Source organism: Falsochrobactrum shanghaiense (genome assembly GCF_003149535.1).
GTDB lineage: Bacteria > Pseudomonadota > Alphaproteobacteria > Rhizobiales > Rhizobiaceae > Brucella > Brucella shanghaiense.
In genome coordinates this window covers 769,155-786,838 of sequence record NZ_QGDB01000001.1, presented here as the reverse complement: position 1 = coordinate 786,838, position 17,684 = coordinate 769,155, and the positions used below count along the sequence as shown (strand labels likewise).

Here is a 17,684-nt window from a genome sequence, read left to right as displayed (position 1 = left end):
CTAGGAAAGGATGGCCGCACAAAAAACCGGGACTAATCATTATTTTTGACGAAAAATCGCCATGTTCCGACAAATATTGATACATTCATGGCAATGCATACTGACAATCGACACGATAACGACTTCTGGGTATTCGGCTACGGTTCGCTGATGTGGCGGCCCGGATTCGCGCATGTGGAAACCGTGCGCGCGCGCTTGCATGGCTATCGCCGCAGCCTGTGCATCTACTCCCATGTTCATCGCGGAACCCCCGACCAGCCCGGTCTGGTGCTGGGCCTCGATGCCGGAGGCTCCTGCCTTGGCATGGGCTTTCGCGTTCCCGGCGACATGACGGACGAGGTGATGGTCTATTTGCGTGAGCGCGAAATGTCTCACAGCGTTTATCATGAAAAATGGCTGCGCCTGCAGCTGGCCGATGGCCGCAAGGTCGAGGCGGTGACCTATGTGGCCGACCGCCGCCACGCGCAATATGCCGGCCTGCTGAGCCATGAGGAAGCCGCGGCAATCATCACATCCGCGCATGGCGAATCGGGCGCGAATATCGACTATGTCACCAACACGGTTGCACATTTGCGCAATATGCGGGTGCGCGATCATACGCTCGAACATATCGATGCGCTCATTCGCAGCAATGCCGCTTAAAGCGCATCCCGAAAAGTGTGAAACGGTTTTCGGAAAAAGATGCGCGTTAAAACAAAAACTAAAAGCGTAAGAGCGAATCTGAAAGATCGCGACACGCTTTAAACCGCCCTCAACTGCATTCCAGCGCCATGGCCCTCTTGTTCTTGCGCCGGGCAAACGCTACATCTCGGCAAATTCTCAGGGAGAAATGTTTAATGATCGCATTGTTTCGCACCATTGATCTGGCGCTTGATATTTACACATGGATCATCATCGCGAGTGCCATCTATTCATGGCTCTACGCGTTTAATGTGGTCAATTCCTCCAATCGTTTTGTCGCTTCGATCGGTGAATTTCTCTATAAGGTGACAGAACCTGTCCTGCGCCCGATCCGCAATATCCTGCCCAATCTGGGCGGCATCGACATTTCGCCGATCATCCTGCTGCTGATCATCTTCTTCATCCGCCAGTTCATGTGGACGACGCTGCTTCCGGCGCTCATATAGCAGACGCAAAAAACGCCCGGCATCGACCGGGCGTTTTCATTGAACAGGGATGGGCTGATTATTTTCCCTTGGCGCGTTCGATTGCCTCGACAATGAACTTGCGCGCATAGTCTTCGTCGCCCCAGTCGCCGATCTTCACCCATTTGCCGGGTTCCAGATCCTTGTAGTGCTCGAAGAAATGCTGGATCTGCTTGAGCGTGATTTCCGGCAGGTCGGAATAGTCATGGATCTTTTCATAACGCCGCGTGAGATGCGGCGACGGCACGGCGATGATCTTCTCGTCCTTGCCGGAATTGTCTTCCATGACCAGAACGCCGATCGGGCGCACATTGATCACGCAGCCCGGAACCAGCGGACGGGTATTGCACACCAGAACGTCGATCGGATCGCCGTCTTCCGAGAGCGTATGCGGCACGAAGCCGTAATTGCCCGGATAGGTCATTGGCGTATAGAGGAAACGGTCCACAATCAGCGCGCCAGCCTGCTTGTCCATCTCGTACTTGATCGGCTGCCCGCCGACAGGAACTTCGATGATCACGTTGACGTCTTCGGGCGGATTGGAGCCGATGGAGATGGCATCAATATTCATGATGTGTCCTTTCGTGTCGCGCTCTGATAACGGGTTTGAAGGTTAGGTGCAAGAAAAACGAAACTTCAACCCAACGCGACGAATTGTCGTCACGCGCGGTCTTGTCGAAGCGGGAAAATACAGAATTTGGCCTATCGCTCACGCGCCAAGTTCCTTGAGGCGCTCAATTGCAGTGGGCGGCATGGGCGGAGGATTGGGATCGCGGCTTGCCGCAACCAGCAGTTCGTCACAGGCGCCCTCGGTCGTTTCGATCAGCCGGCGCAGAAACTCGTCCTTGTCCAGCCCGGGCGGAATCGGCGGCAGGATGCGGGCGCGGATGGTGCCGGGATGGCGCAGGAACTTGCGCCGCGGCCAGTAAAGCCCGGCATTATGGGCAATCGGCAGGACCGGAAGATCGAGCGCCTCATAAAGATGGACGATGCCGTATTTATAATGCGGCGGCGCGCCCGGCGCGCGGCGCGTGCCTTCCGGATAGATGAGTATCTGGCGGCCTTCGGCAATCGCCTTTTCCGCACCCTTGGTGATGGAATGCAGCGCCTTGACGCGCGATCCGCGATCGACGGGGATCATTTCCATCTTGGCGACATACCAGCCGAAGAGCGGAATGCGCATCAGCTCGCGCTTGAGGATCAGCACCGGATCGTCGAGCCGCGGCAGAAAGGCGAAAGTATCCCATGCGGACTGGTGCTTGGGCGCGACGATATAGGCGCCGTCGGGGATGTTCTCCAGCCCTTCGATGACGCAATCGGTGCCTGCGATATATTTTTGCAGCCACAGATTGCCGCGCGCCCAGGCTTTCGGAATAATCCACGCCTTCTTGCGCGGCAGCAGGAAATAAAACGGCGTATAGACGACCATCTGCACGGCTGTGCAGACATAGAACGCCAGATTGAAGAGAATGGAGCGCAGATAGAGAAGCATCGTATCGGCGAGGACCTTGGCTGGCTCCGCTTGACCCGCATGGCTGCGGATCGATCGGGCGAAAATTGATGGCTTTCCTTGAAAGCGACGGCACCCGATATAACAGGATGCACGGTTTTTTCCATATGGATTTCACGCATTGCCGCAAAACGGATGCGATCAGCGGTTTTCGAAAAGCGACGCCCAGCCGACACGGATAGCCGCGCCCAGATATTTGACATATTCGATGAGCAGCACCCGCAGCGTGTCGCCTTCCGCCACCCAGCCATGTTCGCGCTTTTCGCCATTGACCACCGGATAAGGAATGAATTCGACATCGTCCATGCGGCTCGACATTTCGAGAATGCTGCGCGGAATATGATAATTATTGGTGACGACGATCACGCGATGATAGTCATTGGCGCGAATCCAGTGCTCGCTTTCGGTCGCATTGCCCGCCGTATTGAGCGCGGAACGATCAAGATCGACGCAGCAATCGAATAGCGCCGGTTCGCTATGCGTCGCGCGCTGAAGCGATTTCTCATTGGTGGAAGGATGAACGCCGCTGATCAATAGCCGCTTGCCGCGCTTTTGCGCAAGAAGCTCCAGCGCGGCGCGAATGCGCGATTGCCCGCCGGTCAGAACCACGATGGCATCGGCGGGCTCTTCGAGGACAGGCGGCTGCATGCCCGTCACCTTTTCGCCAAAGACGACAAAGCCGATCAGAAAGGCGATGAGGGCCAAAAAGAGGAAAATGGATACGGGCTGAAGTCGTCGGAACACGCGCATGATGACAGACCACATGAATTTACCCACAACAGATAGAAGAGCGAACGGCGCAAGGGCGGGGCGTCGTCGACGCCAAGCCACATCTGCCATCGACGATACCGCCTCTGTCCGTCTGCCTGTAATCATATTGCTATCATAACCAGCATTGCGGCGATAAGCCGGAAGCCTGCCGGAATTTTTTGCCTTCCGGCCCATATTGGCGAAGAAGACGCTCATTCGGGACGCACTCCCGAACTATCCATCGTCGCAAGCTGGCGCACCACCGTCAGCCGACTGGTCAGCATGGTGAGAACACTCACCAATATGATGATGACCCCCGCACCGATATAACCGTCGCGCCCCATCGCGAAACTGCCGAACATCGCTGCTGCCTGATCACCTTCCGGCGTTGCCATGTGCCGCGATGCCCACCACGAAAAGACCAGAAAAACGAAAATCGCCGCCACGCCGCCGAACAGGGCGCCCTTGAGCGCGGTGCGGAAGAAATGCCATTCGAATTCGCGCGCCACGAATTTCGGTTCCGCACCGATCAGGTGCAGCACCTCGATAATATGGCTATTGCCCGACATGGCGCCGCGTGTGGCGAAAATCACCGTCAATATGGTGGCGGCAACCACCAGCGAAAGCACCGTGGTGCCGACCAGCACGGTCGTATTGGCCATGGAAACGAGCCGGTCCACCCATGTGCGGTGATCGTCGAAACTCGCGCTTGGCAGGGCGCGGGTAATCTCCGCGCGCATGGTTTCGAAATCCGGCGGCGCGGTCTCATCGATCGTCACGACCACGAGGCGCGGCACCGGCAGCTCGTCAATATCGAGGCCGCTGCCCAGCCACGGCTCCAGCAGACGCGCGGTCGCATCCTTGTCGATGATGTTCAGGCTTTTCACACCGGCAAAGCCGCGCGCGATGGTGCTTGCATCCTGCAGGGCCTTTTCCATGTCCAGCCCGTCGACGGGACGAATCTGGATCGTCGCCTCGCGGGCGATCTGGCTCTGCCAGGCGGCAGCGGAAGCACGCACCAGCGTGACGCCGCCGAGCGTGAGACAGGCAAGAAAGGTCATGATCGCGATCACCATTACCAGCGCCGTGCCGGTCACGCTGCCATCGGGCACGATAGGGCTGGGCCCCTGCCTCTTGCGGCGCTTGCCGATGCGCACCATCAGCATGTCCTTGAGATCGTCAAGACGCTCATGGAGATCGTCCTTGAATTTTCGCAAGGCGCTGCGGCGTTGGTTGGGAGCCTCAATCATAGATGTCGAGCCGCCCATGTTCGAGAATCATGCGGCGCGCATTGACCTGATCCATGAGGGAAAGATCATGCGTGGCGATTATGACGGCGGTGCCGGAGCGGTTGAGTTCGGTAAACAGGCGCAGCAGGCGCTTGGCGAGCGGCGGATCGACATTGCCCGTCGGCTCGTCCGCCAGGAGCAGTTCCGGCTGGTCGATCAGCGCCCGCGCGATGGCCGCACGCTGTTTCTCGCCGCCTGAAAGCACCGGCGGCAGCACGCTCATGCGATCACCAAGCCCGACCCAATGCAGCAATTCCTCGACCTCGTGGCGATAGGTCGCCTCCTCCTTGCCGCGCACGCGCAAAGGCAGGGCGACATTCTCATAGGTGGTCAGGTGATCGAGCAGGCGGAAATCCTGAAACACGATGCCGATGCGGCGGCGCAGCAGCGGCACGGCCTTGTGGTCGAGCCGCGCGACATCGCGCCCGAAAATATTGATCAGGCCGCGCGTGGGTTTCAGGGCCATGAAAAGCAGACGCATCAATGATGTCTTGCCCGCCCCCGATGGCCCCGTCAGGAACTGGAACGAACGCGGCGGAATATGGAAGCTGACATCCCGCAGGATCTCAGGCCCCATTCCATATCGCAGGCCGACATTCTCGAAACGTATCACAGGTGCACTTCTTCTAAACTGGCCACAGGCATATCAGCCATCGCGGATGAAATCGATAGAATATCGACCTTTATCCTACATGGTTAATGTGAGGTTAACCGAGCCGGAATCACCCTGTAAAAATATATGGGCCTGTAAAAATATATGGGAATGTGGATGGGACAGGAAGCCTGAACCCGGTCACTCCCAGCAGCCCAGATTGCGGCCCTTGAGATTATGGGCGTCTATATCGACGGCAAGGCGCGCATCCTCACGCAACAAAAACATGGCCGTGCGCTGCTTGAGATCGATCTTCTGCCAGCCCGCGCATTCAGTGGGCATTGGCGGCTTGCTGTCGATCCTGACGGTCTCGCTCCATGCTCCGGCAGCGCAGCCCGAAAGCACCGCGCCCAGCATGGCTGCAAACGCAGCACGCAGCATCGATCTGCCTGTTCGTGCCTCAGGACCATTATTCAAGGCTGGCAACTCCCTGTTAGGCGCGCCCGCATGCGCGATGCTTCACTATATCGCAACATTCAGCCGGGCCGCAATATGGGCCGCTATTGCTCCAGCGATTAATTTCAGCCGACAATCATTCGGAAGTCATTTAAAAGAATATACTAATATAAATAAAGTTCTACGATAGAAAATGTCCGTGTAGATTATAGTTTGACTATTTTCTCCCCTGACAATATCAAGATAGACTTCAATTGCCAAATGCAGAACGAAATATACATCCCAAACAACACATGATCGACACATCACTACACCAGATCGGGGGCATCCATGTCGAACAAACTCGCGGCTGAATTTTTTGGTACTTTCTGGCTTGTATTCGGAGGTTGCGGCAGCGCCATTCTCGCAGCCGCCTTTCCCGAACTCGGCATCGGCTTTCTTGGCGTGGCCTTTGCTTTCGGCCTCACCGTGCTGACCATGGCCTTTGCGGTAGGCGGCATTTCGGGCGGGCATTTCAATCCTGCCGTTTCGCTCGGCCTGATGCTTGGCGGGCGTCTTCCCTCCAGGGATCTCATTCCCTATTGGGTGGCGCAGGTGCTGGGTGCTATCGTTGCCGCCGCCGTGCTTTACCTGATTGCCTCGGGCAAGCCCGGCTTTAGCGCAGGCGGCTTTGCGTCGAACGGCTATGGCGAGCTTTCGCCCGGCGGCTACAGCCTGATGGCAGCCCTCATCATCGAAATCGTACTGACGGCATTTTTCATCATCATCATTCTGGGATCGACTTCCTCGCTCGCGCCGGCAGGCTTCGCCCCCATCGCGATCGGTCTTGGCCTCACCCTGATCCACCTGATCTCGATTCCCGTCACCAATACATCCGTCAATCCGGCGCGTTCCACCGGCGTGGCGCTGTTTGCCGAAACGGCGGCGTTGAGCCAGCTCTGGCTGTTCTGGGTCGCACCTCTGGTCGGCGCTGCAATCGGCGCGCTCATCTGGAAGGGCCTGCTCGGCAAGGACTGAACCGGACCGGTCGACAGGAAGAGAAGGCCGCTGAAAACCGGCCTTTTCGCTTAATGGCGTTTTGCTCACAAAATTGTTTCTTGTTAACAAATAGATGGGTAAGAAGGGATCGTCCTTTTCAAGATGTCCCGAGCAATGTCCCCTACAAGAGCCACTCACGCGGATCGTTACGCCGCATTTCGCCATGCAGCCTTCAGGAAATACTGGGCTGCCCGGTTTCTGAGCGCCTTTGCGGTGCAGATCGTCAGCGTGTCTGTCGGCTGGCAGATCTACGACCTTACCCGCGATGCGTTCAATCTGGGCATGGTCGGGCTGGTGCAGTTCCTGCCTGCCCTGCTGCTGGTGCTTTTCACCGGCGCTGCGGCGGATCGCTTCGGCAGGCGTCTGGTCATGGGGCTGTCGCTGGTGCTCGAAGGCATCGTGGCAGCCCTGCTGCTGGCACTCACCATCTGCGGGCTGTTCGAGCCGCTGACCGTCTTCGCAGCCCTTTTCATCTTCGGCATCGCGCGCGCCTTCCTCGGGCCTTCCTCCGCTTCGCTGGTCGTCAATCTGGTGCCGACCGAAGACTTCGCCAATGCCGTATCATGGAACTCCTCCGCATGGCAGGTCGCAACCATCGTCGGCCCGGTCGCGGGCGGGCTTCTTTACGGGGTTTCGCCGGTCGCAGCCTATAGTGTCGCCTCGGTCTTTCTCATGGCAGGCTCCGCGCTGGTCTTTGTCATTCCCCGGCCCGCGCAGCATAGCGTGATGGAAGAGCGCTCTTTTTCGACCCTGCTGGCAGGCTTTCGCTACATATGGAAGGAAAAGATCGTTCTGGGCGCGATTTCGCTCGATCTTTTCGCCGTGCTGCTGGGAGGAACGGTCGCGCTTCTGCCCATCTATGCCCGCGACATTCTCGATCTTGGCCCATGGGGCCTCGGCCTGTTGCGCTCGGCTCCGGGCATAGGTGCGGTGCTGACCGCCATCTGGCTTACCGGCCATCCGATCCGCGATCATGCCGGACGGGTGATGTTCGTCTGCGTGGGCCTGTTTGGCCTGTTCAACCTGATCTTCGGCGTTTCGACGCTGACCTGGCTTTCGATCATCGCTCTGGCGCTTGCGGGCGCTGCCGACATGATCAGCGTCTATATCCGCGAAACGCTGATCCAGCTCTGGACGCCCGACCATGTGCGCGGTCGCGTCAATGCGGTGAATATGGTCTTCGTGGGCGCATCCAACGAACTGGGCGAATTCCGCGCCGGCCTGATGGCTGCAGCCCTTGGCGCGGTACCGGCGGTGGTGATCGGCGGTGCAGGTTCGATCGCGGTGGCAGCGCTATGGGCCGCGATGTTCCCGCATTTGCGCAAGGCGCGCAATTTGCAGGGCCGGACCTGACTGCCGCTCGCAGATCAGTCAGAGATCGGGCGCGGGGCGGCTTTTGTTCATGCGCGTCTCGATCAGGCTGCGGTCCGGTTCGCTGATACCGGTCAGCTGCGCGATACGCCACATGACATCCACTTCGACCTCGCTCGCGGTACCATCGGCATAAACGATGTCCCACATGAGCGCGATGAAATCGAGCCGCGCCTGATAGTCGAGATGGCGCTTGAGCACGGAGGTAAAGGTAGACAGGCTGACAGCCTCCTGATCCGCCGCCTGCGCCGCCTTGATCAGCTGCTTGAGCGCATCGCCCTTGAGGCCGTATTTCTGGGCAAGCAGGGTCGAAAGCCGCGCGCGTTCGCTTTCGCGCGTTTCCCCGTCCGCATCCATGACGTGAAACAGCAATGCAGCGGCCGCAAGCCTTGGATCGTCGCCTGAAAATCTCTCGCCCCGATCAAGCAGCCCGCCTCCGGGCAAATCCTTGATAAAATCCAGTAAACGCTCGAACATTCACCCTCACCAGTTCGTCCACGCGGCCCAACGACCGGCAATAATGCGGATCGTTGTTTAGAAGCTTTGAAATTAGCTGGATGATCGCGCCGCACAAGGCGGCAAAGTGCTTTGCGCGGCGTTTGCAGCGCAAGACATGACAGCCGTTGTTTTTAGGCAACGTTTTGCGCCGGATGCGCTCTAAAACAGCCGCAAACCGTTCTGCGCCCTGTGCGGAACATCATCTTCCGCAATCCCCGGATCGTCCACGATAATATGGGCCGGACCAGCCGCCTCATCGTCCTTTTCTTGCGCAACGGCTTCATCCGGCATGGCGACCCTGACGGGTTCGGCTGCGGGGATAACGGGCTTCGCCTCTTGCGCGCCGTGAACCTCGACCGGCGCGGGCGATTTCCGCTCGACCGCTGCGGCAGGCGCTGGAACCGTAACCACGGCTCTGCTTTCAGCGCTCTCCTCTTCCGCTTCCATGATTTGCGGCTTTTCGACCTCGATCACGGGAGCGAGCTGTTCGACCGGCACTTTCCATTCGAAACTGTTGAGCCTTCCCGTCACTGGCGAAACAGGCGACCATTGTTCGGACACATAGCCATCGGCGGTCCATGCCGGATCGCGCGGGGCCTTGAGCGCCTGCGCGAGCCATTGCCGCACTTTGCCCTGATCGCCAGTTTCGGCTTCCTCAATATCGGCCAGCAGCAGATAGGCGCTCTCGCGCGGAGCACTGCGCACCACCTGTTCCGCATTGTCGCGCGCCAGAGAATATTCGCCCGCCTCATAGGCCGCACGCGCCAGCGCGAGACTGCCCTCGGCATTGTTGGAGCGCAGCGAGACCAGATGACGCGCGCGCTTCAGGCGATCCTGCACGGTATCGCCGGAACGCGCATAAATATAGGTCGAGGCAATATCGGGATGCGGCGAGCGCTTCCATGCCGCTTCAAGGATTTTCGAACCCTTGCGCACATCGCCATCGGCAAAGAGCGCGCGCGCGGCAACCACCGCCGCAGGCACCAGATCGGGGGCAAGCTTGTTGGCTTCGAGCGCCAGCGCTTTTGCATGCACATGATCGACATCGATGGTCGCCATGGCCTTGGCGGTGAGAAGTGCCGCGCGCTCCTGCTTGACCACATGCCTGCTATGCGCCAGCGCCTGCTTGCGTGCATCCACAAGCTTCAAGGCTCCATCCCAGTCACCTTCGGCGCAAAGCTGGCCCATGACGGAAGAAGACGCCCATTCAAGCTGCGGCGCAGTCTTGGCGGCTTCCGCGGCATAATGACGAGCCGCCTCATAGGCGCCCACGCGCTGCGCCTCGATATAAAGCCCGCGCAGGCCCAGAAGCTTTGTTTCCGGGTCTTCGATCATCTTTTCGAAACTCTTGCGCGCATCATCCGTGCGGCCTTCGAGCATCGCCGTCTGCGCTTCGAGCAGCTTTATCAGCGGCTCCTGATCCGCGCTCAAAAGCTTGCCTGCCTGCTGGGTCATGCGGCGCGCCGCTTCCGCATCGCCTGCGCCCGCAGCGATCAGCCCGGTCGAAATCGACTGATAACCGCGATCACGCTTGCGCGCGCGGAAATGACGGCGCAGCGTATAGGGCGATTGAATGATGCTTTTGACGAGCCACCACAGGATCAGGATTGCCGCGACCAGCGCCACGATACCGGCGGCAGCGGTAATCAGCGGCACATTATAATGATTGCCTGCAAAAGTGACGTCGAGTTCGCCCGGACGATCCGCCAGCCACGAGAAGCCGAAGCCGAGAGCGGCAATGAGGACGAGATAGAATATGACACGCAGCATCGACGCCCCCTTAATTTCCGGCTGGCGCCGCAGCGTTGCCCGTCGCAGCCTGCGGTTTCAGGCTTTCGGCCACAAGCTGCTGGATCAGCGCATCCGCATCACGCCGCGCCTTCAACTGACCGGCAAACTCCTCTGAAACCGCCTTGGCATCGGCTGGAAGCTGCTCCCATTCGCCAAGGGCGCGTTCAAGATCGCCGGTCTGAAGCGCTGCTTCCATGCGCGCCGTCACCGGCCCGACCCCGGAGCCGCTGACATTGCCCGCCACCGGGCGCACATTGACAAGCCCTTTCGCGCTCGCCTTGAGCTGATCCCAGATACCGGCATCTTCAGGCAGCTTGTTCTGCGTGGCGATGATCGCATTGGCGACAAGGCCGAATTGCGCATTGAGATCGGCCACGGTCGGCACGCCCTTCTCGGCAAAAGCCCCCAGCCCTTCAACCGACGCATCCTGCGGCGCAAGGGCTGCATAGGTCTCAAGCTCGGCCTTGAACGAGCCGCCGCGATCGATCGCGGTCTTGAGCGCATTGGCGGCGATCAGCACGGATGCATCCGGCTGGCGCGCTGCTTCGCTCACTCTATCCTGAAGCGAAACCAGCTTCTGTTCCAGAGAGGAAATCGTGCCGCTATTGCCCGAAACGTCTGCTGCGGCCCGCTCGGCCTGATTCTTCGCCGCATCCAGTTGCGATTCGAGCGCTTCCAGCCGCGCCGTCAGCGCTTCGACATCGGCCGGTGCGCCGCCTTCGGCAGCTTTCGGCAGTGCATCGAATTGCTGCTGCAATTCCGAAAGGGTTCCGGCAACGGCTTCCGCCTTGATTTCCGCCGCCTGCACATTCTTTTGCAATTGGGCAAATTCCGTCCTGCTCGCTTCATCGAGCGGCGCAGGCGTGGGGTTGGCGCGCAGATCAGCTACCTGCTGCTCCAGCCGCTCAAGCTGTTGCGCCGTCATGCGTGCGCCGGGAGAAGGAATGACATTGCCCCATTGCAGCGCGAACAGTCCGCCCAGCGCGATCACGCCACCGGCGACGCCTGCCAGAAGATGAGAAAGGCCCGATCCCGGTTTGCGGGCAGGCGGTGGCGGAGTATTCGATGATGAGGCGGCGGGCCTTGCCGTTTCTCGCACAGCTTCCGGCTTGACGCCTGCGGTAAAGGGCGGCTTTTCCATGGTGTCGGTTTTGGGCGGGGCTTTGGATGGCTGATCGCCGACAGGTTCGGCAGCGGGGATCGCCTTGGATGCAGCCGCTTCGTCAACGCGTTTCACATCGGAAGGATCGAGATTGATCGTTACGGGCTTACGGGCCGGTTTGGAATGTCGCGGAGTGCCGGATTTCGCCATGGGTCCTCTCGGGGTCCTCTCGTAGTCGCCGTTTACTGTTCTGAATCTTATCAGATAAAATCACCAGATGAAGGAAGGTTGCGCGCAAAATAGTCAAAGTTTGGAAAACAAACGAAAAATACCTTCCTCATCGGGATGGTCGGCGACCAGCGCCTGCGCCCGCCATTGCGGCAGCAATTGATCAGCAACCCGGCCCGAAATGCATAAAAACCGCGTTTGCGCGTCAAAAGGCGGCTCGATCTTCCGCATGGTTTCAACAAAGATCCTTGCCGCCAGCCCCGAATAAAGCAGCACCGCGACAAATGGCCCTTTGCCTGCAATAGCGTGGATTTCAGCGCTCGAATAGTCGACGGGCCGCGCGTCATAGACATCGCGCACTGTCATATCGAGGCCCGCCCTGGCGATATGTTCCTCGAAGATCGGCTGGCGCACCCGCCCGGCGAGATAAAGCACTTTCGCGCCTTCGGGCAGGGAGCGGGCCATGGTTGCGGCAAGGCGCACGGCATCGCCGCCGCCCTCGATCACCTGCGCAAAGCCCGCCTCGCGGGCAGCGCGCGCCGTGCCTTCACCGACAGCAAAAAGCGGCAATGTCTTGTAGGGCGCAAGCCTTTGCGGCGTGATATGCCGAAAGGCGCTGGCGCTGGTGACGGCGAGTGCCTCAAAGGAGAGCACAGGCATATCGAAATCAAGCGCCACGGTGCGACTGACGGGAAAAAGCACCGGCAAAAAACCCGCATCAGCAAGCCTTTGCGCCGTCCGCGCCGCAGCCACTTCCGGCCTTGTCACCAGAACCCGGCCCCCTGTTGATGTTTTTAACCGCGCTGCCAATGCTACTCCCAGCCATCAAAGAAATGCGCGCCCGCCATGGCGCGAACCCGCTTTGCCGCATCCGCGCCAAGCAGGGCTGCATCGCTTGCAGTACCTTGCGCGCTCACCTCATGCGCTTCGGTGCCATCGGGGGTCAGGATCATGCCGCGGAAGGAAACAGTGTCGCCATTCACAAGTGCAAGCGCGGCAATCGGCGTGCGGCAGGAGCCGTCGAGACTTGCCAGAAATGCGCGCTCGCAGGCAAGCGCGACATGCGTATCGCGATGGGCCAGAGGCTTGAGCAGCGCATCGATGCGGTCGTCGCCGATGCGGCTTTCAATACCGATTGCGCCCTGTCCCGGTGCAGGCAAAAAGGTTTCGGGATCGAGAAGATCGGTGATCACATCGGCAAGGCCGAGCCGCCGCAGCCCGGCGCAGGCGAGGAAAGTGCCGTCCACTTCGCCTTCTTCGAGCTTGCGCAGGCGCGTGAGCACATTGCCGCGAAACATCACCACTTGCAGATCGGGCCGCAGCCGCCGGATCATCGCCTGACGGCGCAGCGATGACGAGCCGATCACCGCGCCCTGCGGCAGATCGAGAAAGCGTTTTGCCGTGCGGCCGATGAAAGCATCGCGCGGGTCTTCGCGCTCAAGAAAGGCCGAGAGGTGCAGCCCATCGGGCAGGACGGTCGGCATATCCTTGGTCGAATGCACGGCAATGTCGATGCGGCCATCTTTGAGTGCTGCTTCGATCTCCTCGGTAAAAAGCCCCTTGCCGCCGACCTGCGCCAGCGGGCGATCCTGAATGCGGTCGCCAGCGGTGGACATGGGCAGGATTTCGATGGCGTCTTCCGCCAGCCCATGGGCTTCCTGCAAACGGCGGCGCGTTTCATAGGCCTGCGCTAAGGCCAGCTTGCTGCCCCTTGTGCCGATTTTGAGCGTGCCATTCTTCAAGGATGCTGTTTGCATATCGCGCCGTCCATGATACCGGGTTTCCAGAAATTATGTGACAGGCAGGGTCTATCCGCAAATGCGCATTCTTGGAATAGAGACAAGTTGCGACGAAACAGCCGCTGCTATCGTCGAACGCGACGATAAAGGCAGGGGCCATATTCTGTCCAATGTCGTGCTCAGCCAGATCGCCGAACACGAGCCCTATGGCGGCGTGGTGCCGGAAATTGCCGCCCGCGCCCATGTGGAAGCGCTCGACAAGCTGGTCGAGCGCGCATTGCGAGATGCGCAAATGAAGCTCGATGAGGTCGATGCCGTTGCTGCCACCGCTGGCCCCGGCCTGATCGGCGGGCTGATTGTCGGGCTGATGACCGCCAAGGCGCTGGCCATGGCGGCGAACAAGCCCTTTTATGCGGTCAATCATCTTGAAGGCCACGCGCTGACCGCGCGCCTGACCGACCAGCTTGAATTTCCCTATCTGCTTTTGCTGGTTTCAGGTGGCCATACGCAGATGGTTCTGGTGCGCGGGCTTGGAGATTATGAGCGCCTTGGCACCACGATCGATGATGCGCTGGGCGAGGCTTTCGACAAGACCGCCAAGCTTCTCGGCCTGCCCTATCCCGGCGGTCCCGCCGTCGAACGCATGGCGCTGCAAGGCGATCCCAAGCGCTTTGCACTGCCGCGTCCGCTCAAGGGCGAGGCGCGGCTCGATTTTTCCTTTTCGGGTCTCAAGACCGCGGTGCGCCAGACGGCGAGCGAAATCGCGCCGCTTTCCGATCAGGATGTGGCGGATATATGCGCCTCGTTTCAGGAAGCGGTTGCCGATACATTATCGGATCGCGTCAAACGTTCGCTGGAGCGGTTCAAGGATGAATATCCCGATTGCGCTGCGCCTTCGCTGGTCGTAGCGGGCGGGGTTGCGGCCAATAAGCGGCTGCGCGCAGCGCTGGAAGCGCTTTGCGACAGCCACGGCTTTCGCTTCATCGCGCCGCCGCTCAACCTTTGCACCGACAATGCTGCCATGATCGCATGGGCGGGCGCGGAGCGTGCAGCAGGAACGCAGCCCGATTCGCTTGATATTGCGCCGCGCTCGCGCTGGCCGCTCGATGAAAAATCCGCCCCCATATTCGGCACCGGACGGCGCGGGGCAAAAGCATGAGCGGCAAGACCAGGATTGCCGTTCTGGGCGGCGGCGCGTGGGGAACCGCCCTTGCCGCCATGACTGCCTCAAGCGGCCATGATACCCGGCTTTATGCGCGTGACCATGAAATGGTCGCGATCCTGAACGCGCAGCATCAAAACCCGCATTATCTGGGCGATATAGAACTGCCCAAAGGCATTCGCGCCAGCACCGATGCCGCAGCCGTGCTTGACGGAGCCGATACGGTTCTGGCTGTCATTCCGGCACAGGCGATGCGCGACGGGCTGTCAAAGCTCAAAACCCTGATCCCGCAATCCGCCCCCGTCATCCTCTGCGCCAAGGGGATCGAACGCGGCACCGGACGGCTGATGTCGGAGGTGGTGGCGGAGGTTCTGCCCGATCACACGATTGCAGCGCTTTCCGGGCCGAGTTTTGCCACCGATGTGGCGCGCGGCCTGCCCACCGCCGTCACCATCGCCTGCGCGGATGCAACCATTGCGGAAGAACTTGCGGCGATCCTTTCCGGCCCCGCCTTCCGTTGCTATTCCACCACCGATCTCAAGGGCGTTGAAATCGGCGGCGCGCTCAAGAATGTGCTGGCGATTGCCGCAGGCGCTGCCATCGGGCGCGGCTATGGCGCCAGCGCGCAGGCAGCGCTGGTCACGCGCGGCTTTGCCGAATTGCGCCGCATCGCGCAGGCCATGGGCGCAAAGCCCGAAACCATCATGGGGCTTTCGGGCCTGGGCGATCTGATGCTGACCTGCTCGTCGCCGCAATCGCGCAACTATTCCTATGGCCTTGCGCTCGGACGCGGCGAAGACCTTTCCAACAGGCCATTGGCAGAAGGTGTTGCGACCGCGCCCATTGCAGCCGAACTCTGCGAAAGACATGCGATTGCAGCGCCGATCATTGCGGCAGTAGCGGCATTGCTTGCTGGCAAAATCACCATCAACGAGGCCGTGACGGCCCTCATAAACCGACCACTCAAAAGCGAGGATTGACCATGCTTTTTGCAATCATGTGCAACGACAAGCCCGACCACCTGCAAGTGCGCCTCGATACGCGCGCGGTGCATCTTGAATACCTCAACGGTCTGGGTGAGACGCTGAAATTCGCCGGTCCTTTCCTTGGTGATGTCGGCAAGCCCAATGGCAGTCTGATTGTCGTGGAAGCGGCTGATAAGGCAGGAGCGGAAAAGATCGCCGCCAATGATCCTTATGCGCAGGCCGGTCTTTTCAGCGACGTCACCATCCGTCCGTGGAACTGGTCCGTCAACAATCCGGCGAATGCATAGGCGGAGCAAATGAATTACTGGCTGTTCAAGTCCGAACCGTTCAAATGGTCATGGGAAATGCAGAAGGCCCGTGGCGAAAAGGGCGAAGAATGGGACGGCGTGCGCAATTATCAGGCACGCAACAATATGCGCGCCATGCGGCTTGGCGATCGCGGCTTCTTCTATCACTCCAATGAAGGGCTGGAAGTGGTCGGTATTGTCGAAATCTGCAAGCTCGCCCATCCCGACAGCACCACCGATGATCCGCGCTGGGAATGCGTGGACATCAAGGCCGTCTGCGATGTGCCAAAGCCCGTCACGCTCAAGGACGTGAAGGCCAATCCGAAGCTTGAGAATATGGCGCTGGTCACATCGATGCGTCTTTCGGTGCAGCCGGTAACGGAAGACGAATGGATCGAAGTCTGCCGCATGGGCGGTCTGGACGCGAGCAAGATCTGATGCACGGCCCCGCACAAAGCGGCGCGCGTGATTTCATTCTGGCCAATACCGGCCTGCAAGCGCCGCCGCATGTGCCGGAAATCCGCCTCTATCTGGCCGATGAAGCCCACGCCCTCTGGCACAGGACGGAAGAAGAGCTGGCAACCATCGGCCTGCCGCCGCCCTTCTGGGCTTTTGCATGGGCGGGCGGTCAGGGCGTCGCGCGTTATATTCTCGATCATCCTCAAAGCGTGGCTGGTCAAAATGTACTGGATTTTGCATCCGGCTCAGGACTTGTCGCCATCGCCGCTATGAAAGCAGGGGCAAGAAGCGTTGTCGCATCGGACATAGACCCCTTCGCGCTGGCCGCGATGCAGATCAATGCGTGGGAAAACAGCGTTGCGCTTTGTGCCGTTCCGGATGATCTCATCGGGCAGGATCACGGCTGGGACGTGGTGCTGGCGGGCGATGTTTTCTATGAAAAGCCGCTCGCGGATCGTCTCATTCCGTGGTTTTCAAAGCTTTGCGCACGCGGCGCGCGGGTGATCGTCGGCGATCCGGGGCGCGCCTATCTGCCCAAGGAGCGGCTTGAGCAACGCGCAGTCTATACGGTGCCGGTGACGCGCGAACTCGAAGATGCCGAAGTCAAGCGCACCACGGTCTGGGCTTTTATCGCCTGACGCGAATGATCGTGCGCTCATTGATGTGGGGCAAAAGCCGCAGCATATCGGCGCGCTTCAATGCGATGCAGCCTTCGGTGGGCATATAGCCGGGCCTTGCGAGATGAAAGAAGATCGCGCTGCCGCAGCCGCGTTTGCGGGTTGCGATATTCCAGTCCATGACGATGCAGACATCGTAAAGATTGTCCTCGCGCCACATTTTTTCGTGGCTGGCTGAAAAGGGCAGCGACACCGGGCAATTATAATTGGCGTCATGCGGCGCGTCGCACCAGCCATCAAGACGGCGAATCGGCCTTAACGGCAGAGGTGAGTGAGGAAGACGGCCCCTGTCGCCACGCCGGTAGCCATAAAGCAGCCGCATGGCGGCAAGCGGCGTTGCACCGTCGCCCTCGCGCTTGAAGGCACTGATGCCGCCCTTGCCGAGCGCACAGGGGAGAACGAGATGTCCTGCAACGAGCAGCCCGCGCGTTTTATGGCCGGGTTTTGCCCGCACCTCGATCATCGCAAGGCCCCGTCTGGTTAAAGCCGTTTTCATGCCCATATCTATGTTTGGCTCATCGCTTGTGCTGGCGGCTTCAACTTGCCGCCATTAAATGCCATAAAAGCATCAAGAGCCATTTGAATCAAAGCGTAACGAGGACAG

General features: G+C 59.7%; 21 protein-coding genes. 9 read left to right on the top strand and 12 right to left on the bottom strand.

The annotated features are described in order from the left end of the window. Positions 1-93: 93 nt before the first annotated feature. Both DKP76_RS03760 and DKP76_RS03755 read left to right on the top strand, forming a co-directional pair. Positions 94-642, top strand: coding sequence for a gamma-glutamylcyclotransferase (locus DKP76_RS03760; RefSeq protein WP_425349363.1), 549 nt, complete (start codon positions 94-96; stop codon positions 640-642). Between the two features lie 194 nt (positions 643-836). Beyond that, entirely contained in the window at positions 837-1,127 is a 291-nt protein-coding gene (locus tag DKP76_RS03755; protein WP_109705051.1) for a YggT family protein, read from the top strand. Positions 1,128-1,185: 58 nt separating this feature from the next. Here DKP76_RS03755 and ppa read toward each other — a convergent pair whose 3' ends face one another. The 6 genes from ppa to DKP76_RS03725 all read right to left on the bottom strand — a co-directional run bounded on the left by ppa (position 1,186) and on the right by DKP76_RS03725 (position 5,727). Next, the gene (gene ppa, locus DKP76_RS03750) at positions 1,186-1,716 is read right to left on the bottom strand and encodes an inorganic diphosphatase (protein ID WP_109705050.1); all 531 of its coding nucleotides are present in this window, start codon (positions 1,714-1,716) and stop codon (positions 1,186-1,188) included. Positions 1,717-1,854: 138 nt separating this feature from the next. Continuing rightward, positions 1,855-2,637 carry a lysophospholipid acyltransferase family protein gene (locus DKP76_RS03745; protein WP_109705049.1) on the bottom strand — a complete coding sequence of 261 codons (783 nt, stop codon included), beginning with the start codon at positions 2,635-2,637 and terminating at the stop codon, positions 1,855-1,857. A 159-nt stretch (positions 2,638-2,796) separates the two neighbouring features. Then, positions 2,797-3,621 (bottom strand): YdcF family protein, encoded by an 825-nt coding sequence (locus tag DKP76_RS03740; RefSeq protein WP_109705048.1) that lies wholly within the window; start codon positions 3,619-3,621, stop codon positions 2,797-2,799. Next, positions 3,618-4,571 carry a cell division protein FtsX gene (locus DKP76_RS03735; RefSeq protein WP_199224746.1) on the bottom strand — a complete coding sequence of 318 codons (954 nt, stop codon included), beginning with the start codon at positions 4,569-4,571 and terminating at the stop codon, positions 3,618-3,620. The genes DKP76_RS03740 and DKP76_RS03735 overlap by 4 nt, the downstream gene beginning before the upstream one ends. Before the next feature lie 76 nt (positions 4,572-4,647). Continuing rightward, positions 4,648-5,271, bottom strand: a complete 624-nt coding sequence (gene ftsE, locus DKP76_RS03730) for a cell division ATP-binding protein FtsE (protein ID WP_245410138.1) — start codon at positions 5,269-5,271, stop codon at positions 4,648-4,650. Positions 5,272-5,487: 216 nt separating this feature from the next. Next, a complete protein-coding gene (locus DKP76_RS03725) occupies positions 5,488-5,727 on the bottom strand; it encodes a hypothetical protein (protein ID WP_109705045.1) in 240 nt (79 codons plus the stop codon). A gap of 345 nt (positions 5,728-6,072) precedes the next feature. Here DKP76_RS03725 and aqpZ point away from each other — a divergent pair, with 345 nt between their 5' ends. Both aqpZ and DKP76_RS03715 read left to right on the top strand, forming a co-directional pair. Next, positions 6,073-6,759 carry an aquaporin Z gene (gene aqpZ / locus DKP76_RS03720; protein WP_109705044.1) on the top strand — a complete coding sequence of 229 codons (687 nt, stop codon included), beginning with the start codon at positions 6,073-6,075 and terminating at the stop codon, positions 6,757-6,759. Between the two features lie 135 nt (positions 6,760-6,894). Then, positions 6,895-8,133, top strand: a complete 1,239-nt coding sequence (locus DKP76_RS03715; protein WP_109705043.1) for an MFS transporter — start codon at positions 6,895-6,897, stop codon at positions 8,131-8,133. Positions 8,134-8,151: 18 nt separating this feature from the next. Here the strand turns inward: DKP76_RS03715 and DKP76_RS03710 are convergent, their stop codons facing one another. The 5 genes from DKP76_RS03710 to hemC form a co-directional block, all read right to left on the bottom strand. Beyond that, entirely contained in the window at positions 8,152-8,628 is a 477-nt protein-coding gene (locus tag DKP76_RS03710) for a tellurite resistance TerB family protein (protein ID WP_109705042.1), read from the bottom strand. A 180-nt stretch (positions 8,629-8,808) separates the two neighbouring features. Then, a complete protein-coding gene (locus DKP76_RS03705) occupies positions 8,809-10,419 on the bottom strand; it encodes a heme biosynthesis protein HemY (RefSeq protein WP_109705041.1) in 1,611 nt (536 codons plus the stop codon). Positions 10,420-10,429: 10 nt separating this feature from the next. After that, the gene (locus DKP76_RS03700) at positions 10,430-11,752 is read right to left on the bottom strand and encodes a mitofilin family membrane protein (protein ID WP_109705040.1); all 1,323 of its coding nucleotides are present in this window, start codon (positions 11,750-11,752) and stop codon (positions 10,430-10,432) included. 93 nt (positions 11,753-11,845) lie between these two features. After that, the gene (locus tag DKP76_RS03695; RefSeq protein ID WP_109705039.1) at positions 11,846-12,580 is read right to left on the bottom strand and encodes a uroporphyrinogen-III synthase; all 735 of its coding nucleotides are present in this window, start codon (positions 12,578-12,580) and stop codon (positions 11,846-11,848) included. Between the two features lie 2 nt (positions 12,581-12,582). Beyond that, entirely contained in the window at positions 12,583-13,527 is a 945-nt protein-coding gene (gene hemC / locus DKP76_RS03690; RefSeq protein ID WP_109705038.1) for a hydroxymethylbilane synthase, read from the bottom strand. Positions 13,528-13,588: 61 nt separating this feature from the next. Here hemC and tsaD point away from each other — a divergent pair, with 61 nt between their 5' ends. The 5 genes from tsaD to DKP76_RS03665 are packed head-to-tail and all read left to right on the top strand — an operon-like array spanning position 13,589 to position 17,041. Then, a complete protein-coding gene (gene tsaD, locus DKP76_RS03685) occupies positions 13,589-14,668 on the top strand; it encodes a tRNA (adenosine(37)-N6)-threonylcarbamoyltransferase complex transferase subunit TsaD (RefSeq protein ID WP_109705037.1) in 1,080 nt (359 codons plus the stop codon). Next, a complete protein-coding gene (locus DKP76_RS03680) occupies positions 14,665-15,651 on the top strand; it encodes an NAD(P)H-dependent glycerol-3-phosphate dehydrogenase (RefSeq protein WP_109705036.1) in 987 nt (328 codons plus the stop codon). The genes tsaD and DKP76_RS03680 overlap by 4 nt, the downstream gene beginning before the upstream one ends. A 2-nt stretch (positions 15,652-15,653) precedes the next feature. Continuing rightward, a complete protein-coding gene (locus DKP76_RS03675; RefSeq protein ID WP_109705035.1) occupies positions 15,654-15,944 on the top strand; it encodes a YciI-like protein in 291 nt (96 codons plus the stop codon). Between the two features lie 9 nt (positions 15,945-15,953). Beyond that, positions 15,954-16,382, top strand: coding sequence for an EVE domain-containing protein (locus tag DKP76_RS03670; RefSeq protein WP_109705034.1), 429 nt, complete (start codon positions 15,954-15,956; stop codon positions 16,380-16,382). After that, complete coding sequence (locus DKP76_RS03665) at positions 16,334-17,041, top strand: class I SAM-dependent methyltransferase (protein ID WP_109705033.1); 708 nt, start codon at positions 16,334-16,336, stop codon at positions 17,039-17,041. The genes DKP76_RS03670 and DKP76_RS03665 overlap by 49 nt, the downstream gene beginning before the upstream one ends. On the opposite strand, the gene DKP76_RS03660 is transcribed toward DKP76_RS03665, so the two are convergent. Continuing rightward, the gene (locus DKP76_RS03660; protein WP_109705169.1) at positions 17,031-17,576 is read right to left on the bottom strand and encodes a L,D-transpeptidase family protein; all 546 of its coding nucleotides are present in this window, start codon (positions 17,574-17,576) and stop codon (positions 17,031-17,033) included. The two genes, DKP76_RS03665 and DKP76_RS03660, sit on opposite strands and share 11 nt — an antisense overlap. Between the last annotated feature and the right edge of the window lie 108 nt (positions 17,577-17,684).

Excerpts from the sequence above, each read along its gene's own strand:
- DKP76_RS03760 (WP_425349363.1), top strand. The coding sequence starts at position 94 with ATGCATACTGACAATCGACACGATAACGACTTCTGGGTATTCGGCTAC.
- DKP76_RS03755 (WP_109705051.1), top strand. The coding sequence starts at position 837 with ATGATCGCATTGTTTCGCACCATTGATCTGGCGCTTGATATTTACACA.
- ppa (WP_109705050.1), bottom strand. The coding sequence starts at position 1,716 with ATGAATATTGATGCCATCTCCATCGGCTCCAATCCGCCCGAAGACGTC.
- DKP76_RS03745 (WP_109705049.1), bottom strand. The coding sequence starts at position 2,637 with ATGCTTCTCTATCTGCGCTCCATTCTCTTCAATCTGGCGTTCTATGTC.
- DKP76_RS03740 (WP_109705048.1), bottom strand. The coding sequence starts at position 3,621 with ATGAGCGTCTTCTTCGCCAATATGGGCCGGAAGGCAAAAAATTCCGGC.
- DKP76_RS03735 (WP_199224746.1), bottom strand. The coding sequence starts at position 4,571 with ATGCTGATGGTGCGCATCGGCAAGCGCCGCAAGAGGCAGGGGCCCAGC.
- ftsE (WP_245410138.1), bottom strand. The coding sequence starts at position 5,271 with ATGGGGCCTGAGATCCTGCGGGATGTCAGCTTCCATATTCCGCCGCGT.
- DKP76_RS03725 (WP_109705045.1), bottom strand. The coding sequence starts at position 5,727 with ATGCTGCGTGCTGCGTTTGCAGCCATGCTGGGCGCGGTGCTTTCGGGC.
- aqpZ (WP_109705044.1), top strand. The coding sequence starts at position 6,073 with ATGTCGAACAAACTCGCGGCTGAATTTTTTGGTACTTTCTGGCTTGTA.
- DKP76_RS03715 (WP_109705043.1), top strand. The coding sequence starts at position 6,895 with ATGTCCCCTACAAGAGCCACTCACGCGGATCGTTACGCCGCATTTCGC.
- DKP76_RS03710 (WP_109705042.1), bottom strand. The coding sequence starts at position 8,628 with ATGTTCGAGCGTTTACTGGATTTTATCAAGGATTTGCCCGGAGGCGGG.
- DKP76_RS03705 (WP_109705041.1), bottom strand. The coding sequence starts at position 10,419 with ATGCTGCGTGTCATATTCTATCTCGTCCTCATTGCCGCTCTCGGCTTC.
- DKP76_RS03700 (WP_109705040.1), bottom strand. The coding sequence starts at position 11,752 with ATGGCGAAATCCGGCACTCCGCGACATTCCAAACCGGCCCGTAAGCCC.
- hemC (WP_109705038.1), bottom strand. The coding sequence starts at position 13,527 with ATGCAAACAGCATCCTTGAAGAATGGCACGCTCAAAATCGGCACAAGG.
- tsaD (WP_109705037.1), top strand. The coding sequence starts at position 13,589 with ATGCGCATTCTTGGAATAGAGACAAGTTGCGACGAAACAGCCGCTGCT.
- DKP76_RS03680 (WP_109705036.1), top strand. The coding sequence starts at position 14,665 with ATGAGCGGCAAGACCAGGATTGCCGTTCTGGGCGGCGGCGCGTGGGGA.
- DKP76_RS03675 (WP_109705035.1), top strand. The coding sequence starts at position 15,654 with ATGCTTTTTGCAATCATGTGCAACGACAAGCCCGACCACCTGCAAGTG.
- DKP76_RS03670 (WP_109705034.1), top strand. The coding sequence starts at position 15,954 with ATGAATTACTGGCTGTTCAAGTCCGAACCGTTCAAATGGTCATGGGAA.
- DKP76_RS03665 (WP_109705033.1), top strand. The coding sequence starts at position 16,334 with ATGGATCGAAGTCTGCCGCATGGGCGGTCTGGACGCGAGCAAGATCTG.
- DKP76_RS03660 (WP_109705169.1), bottom strand. The coding sequence starts at position 17,576 with ATGAAAACGGCTTTAACCAGACGGGGCCTTGCGATGATCGAGGTGCGG.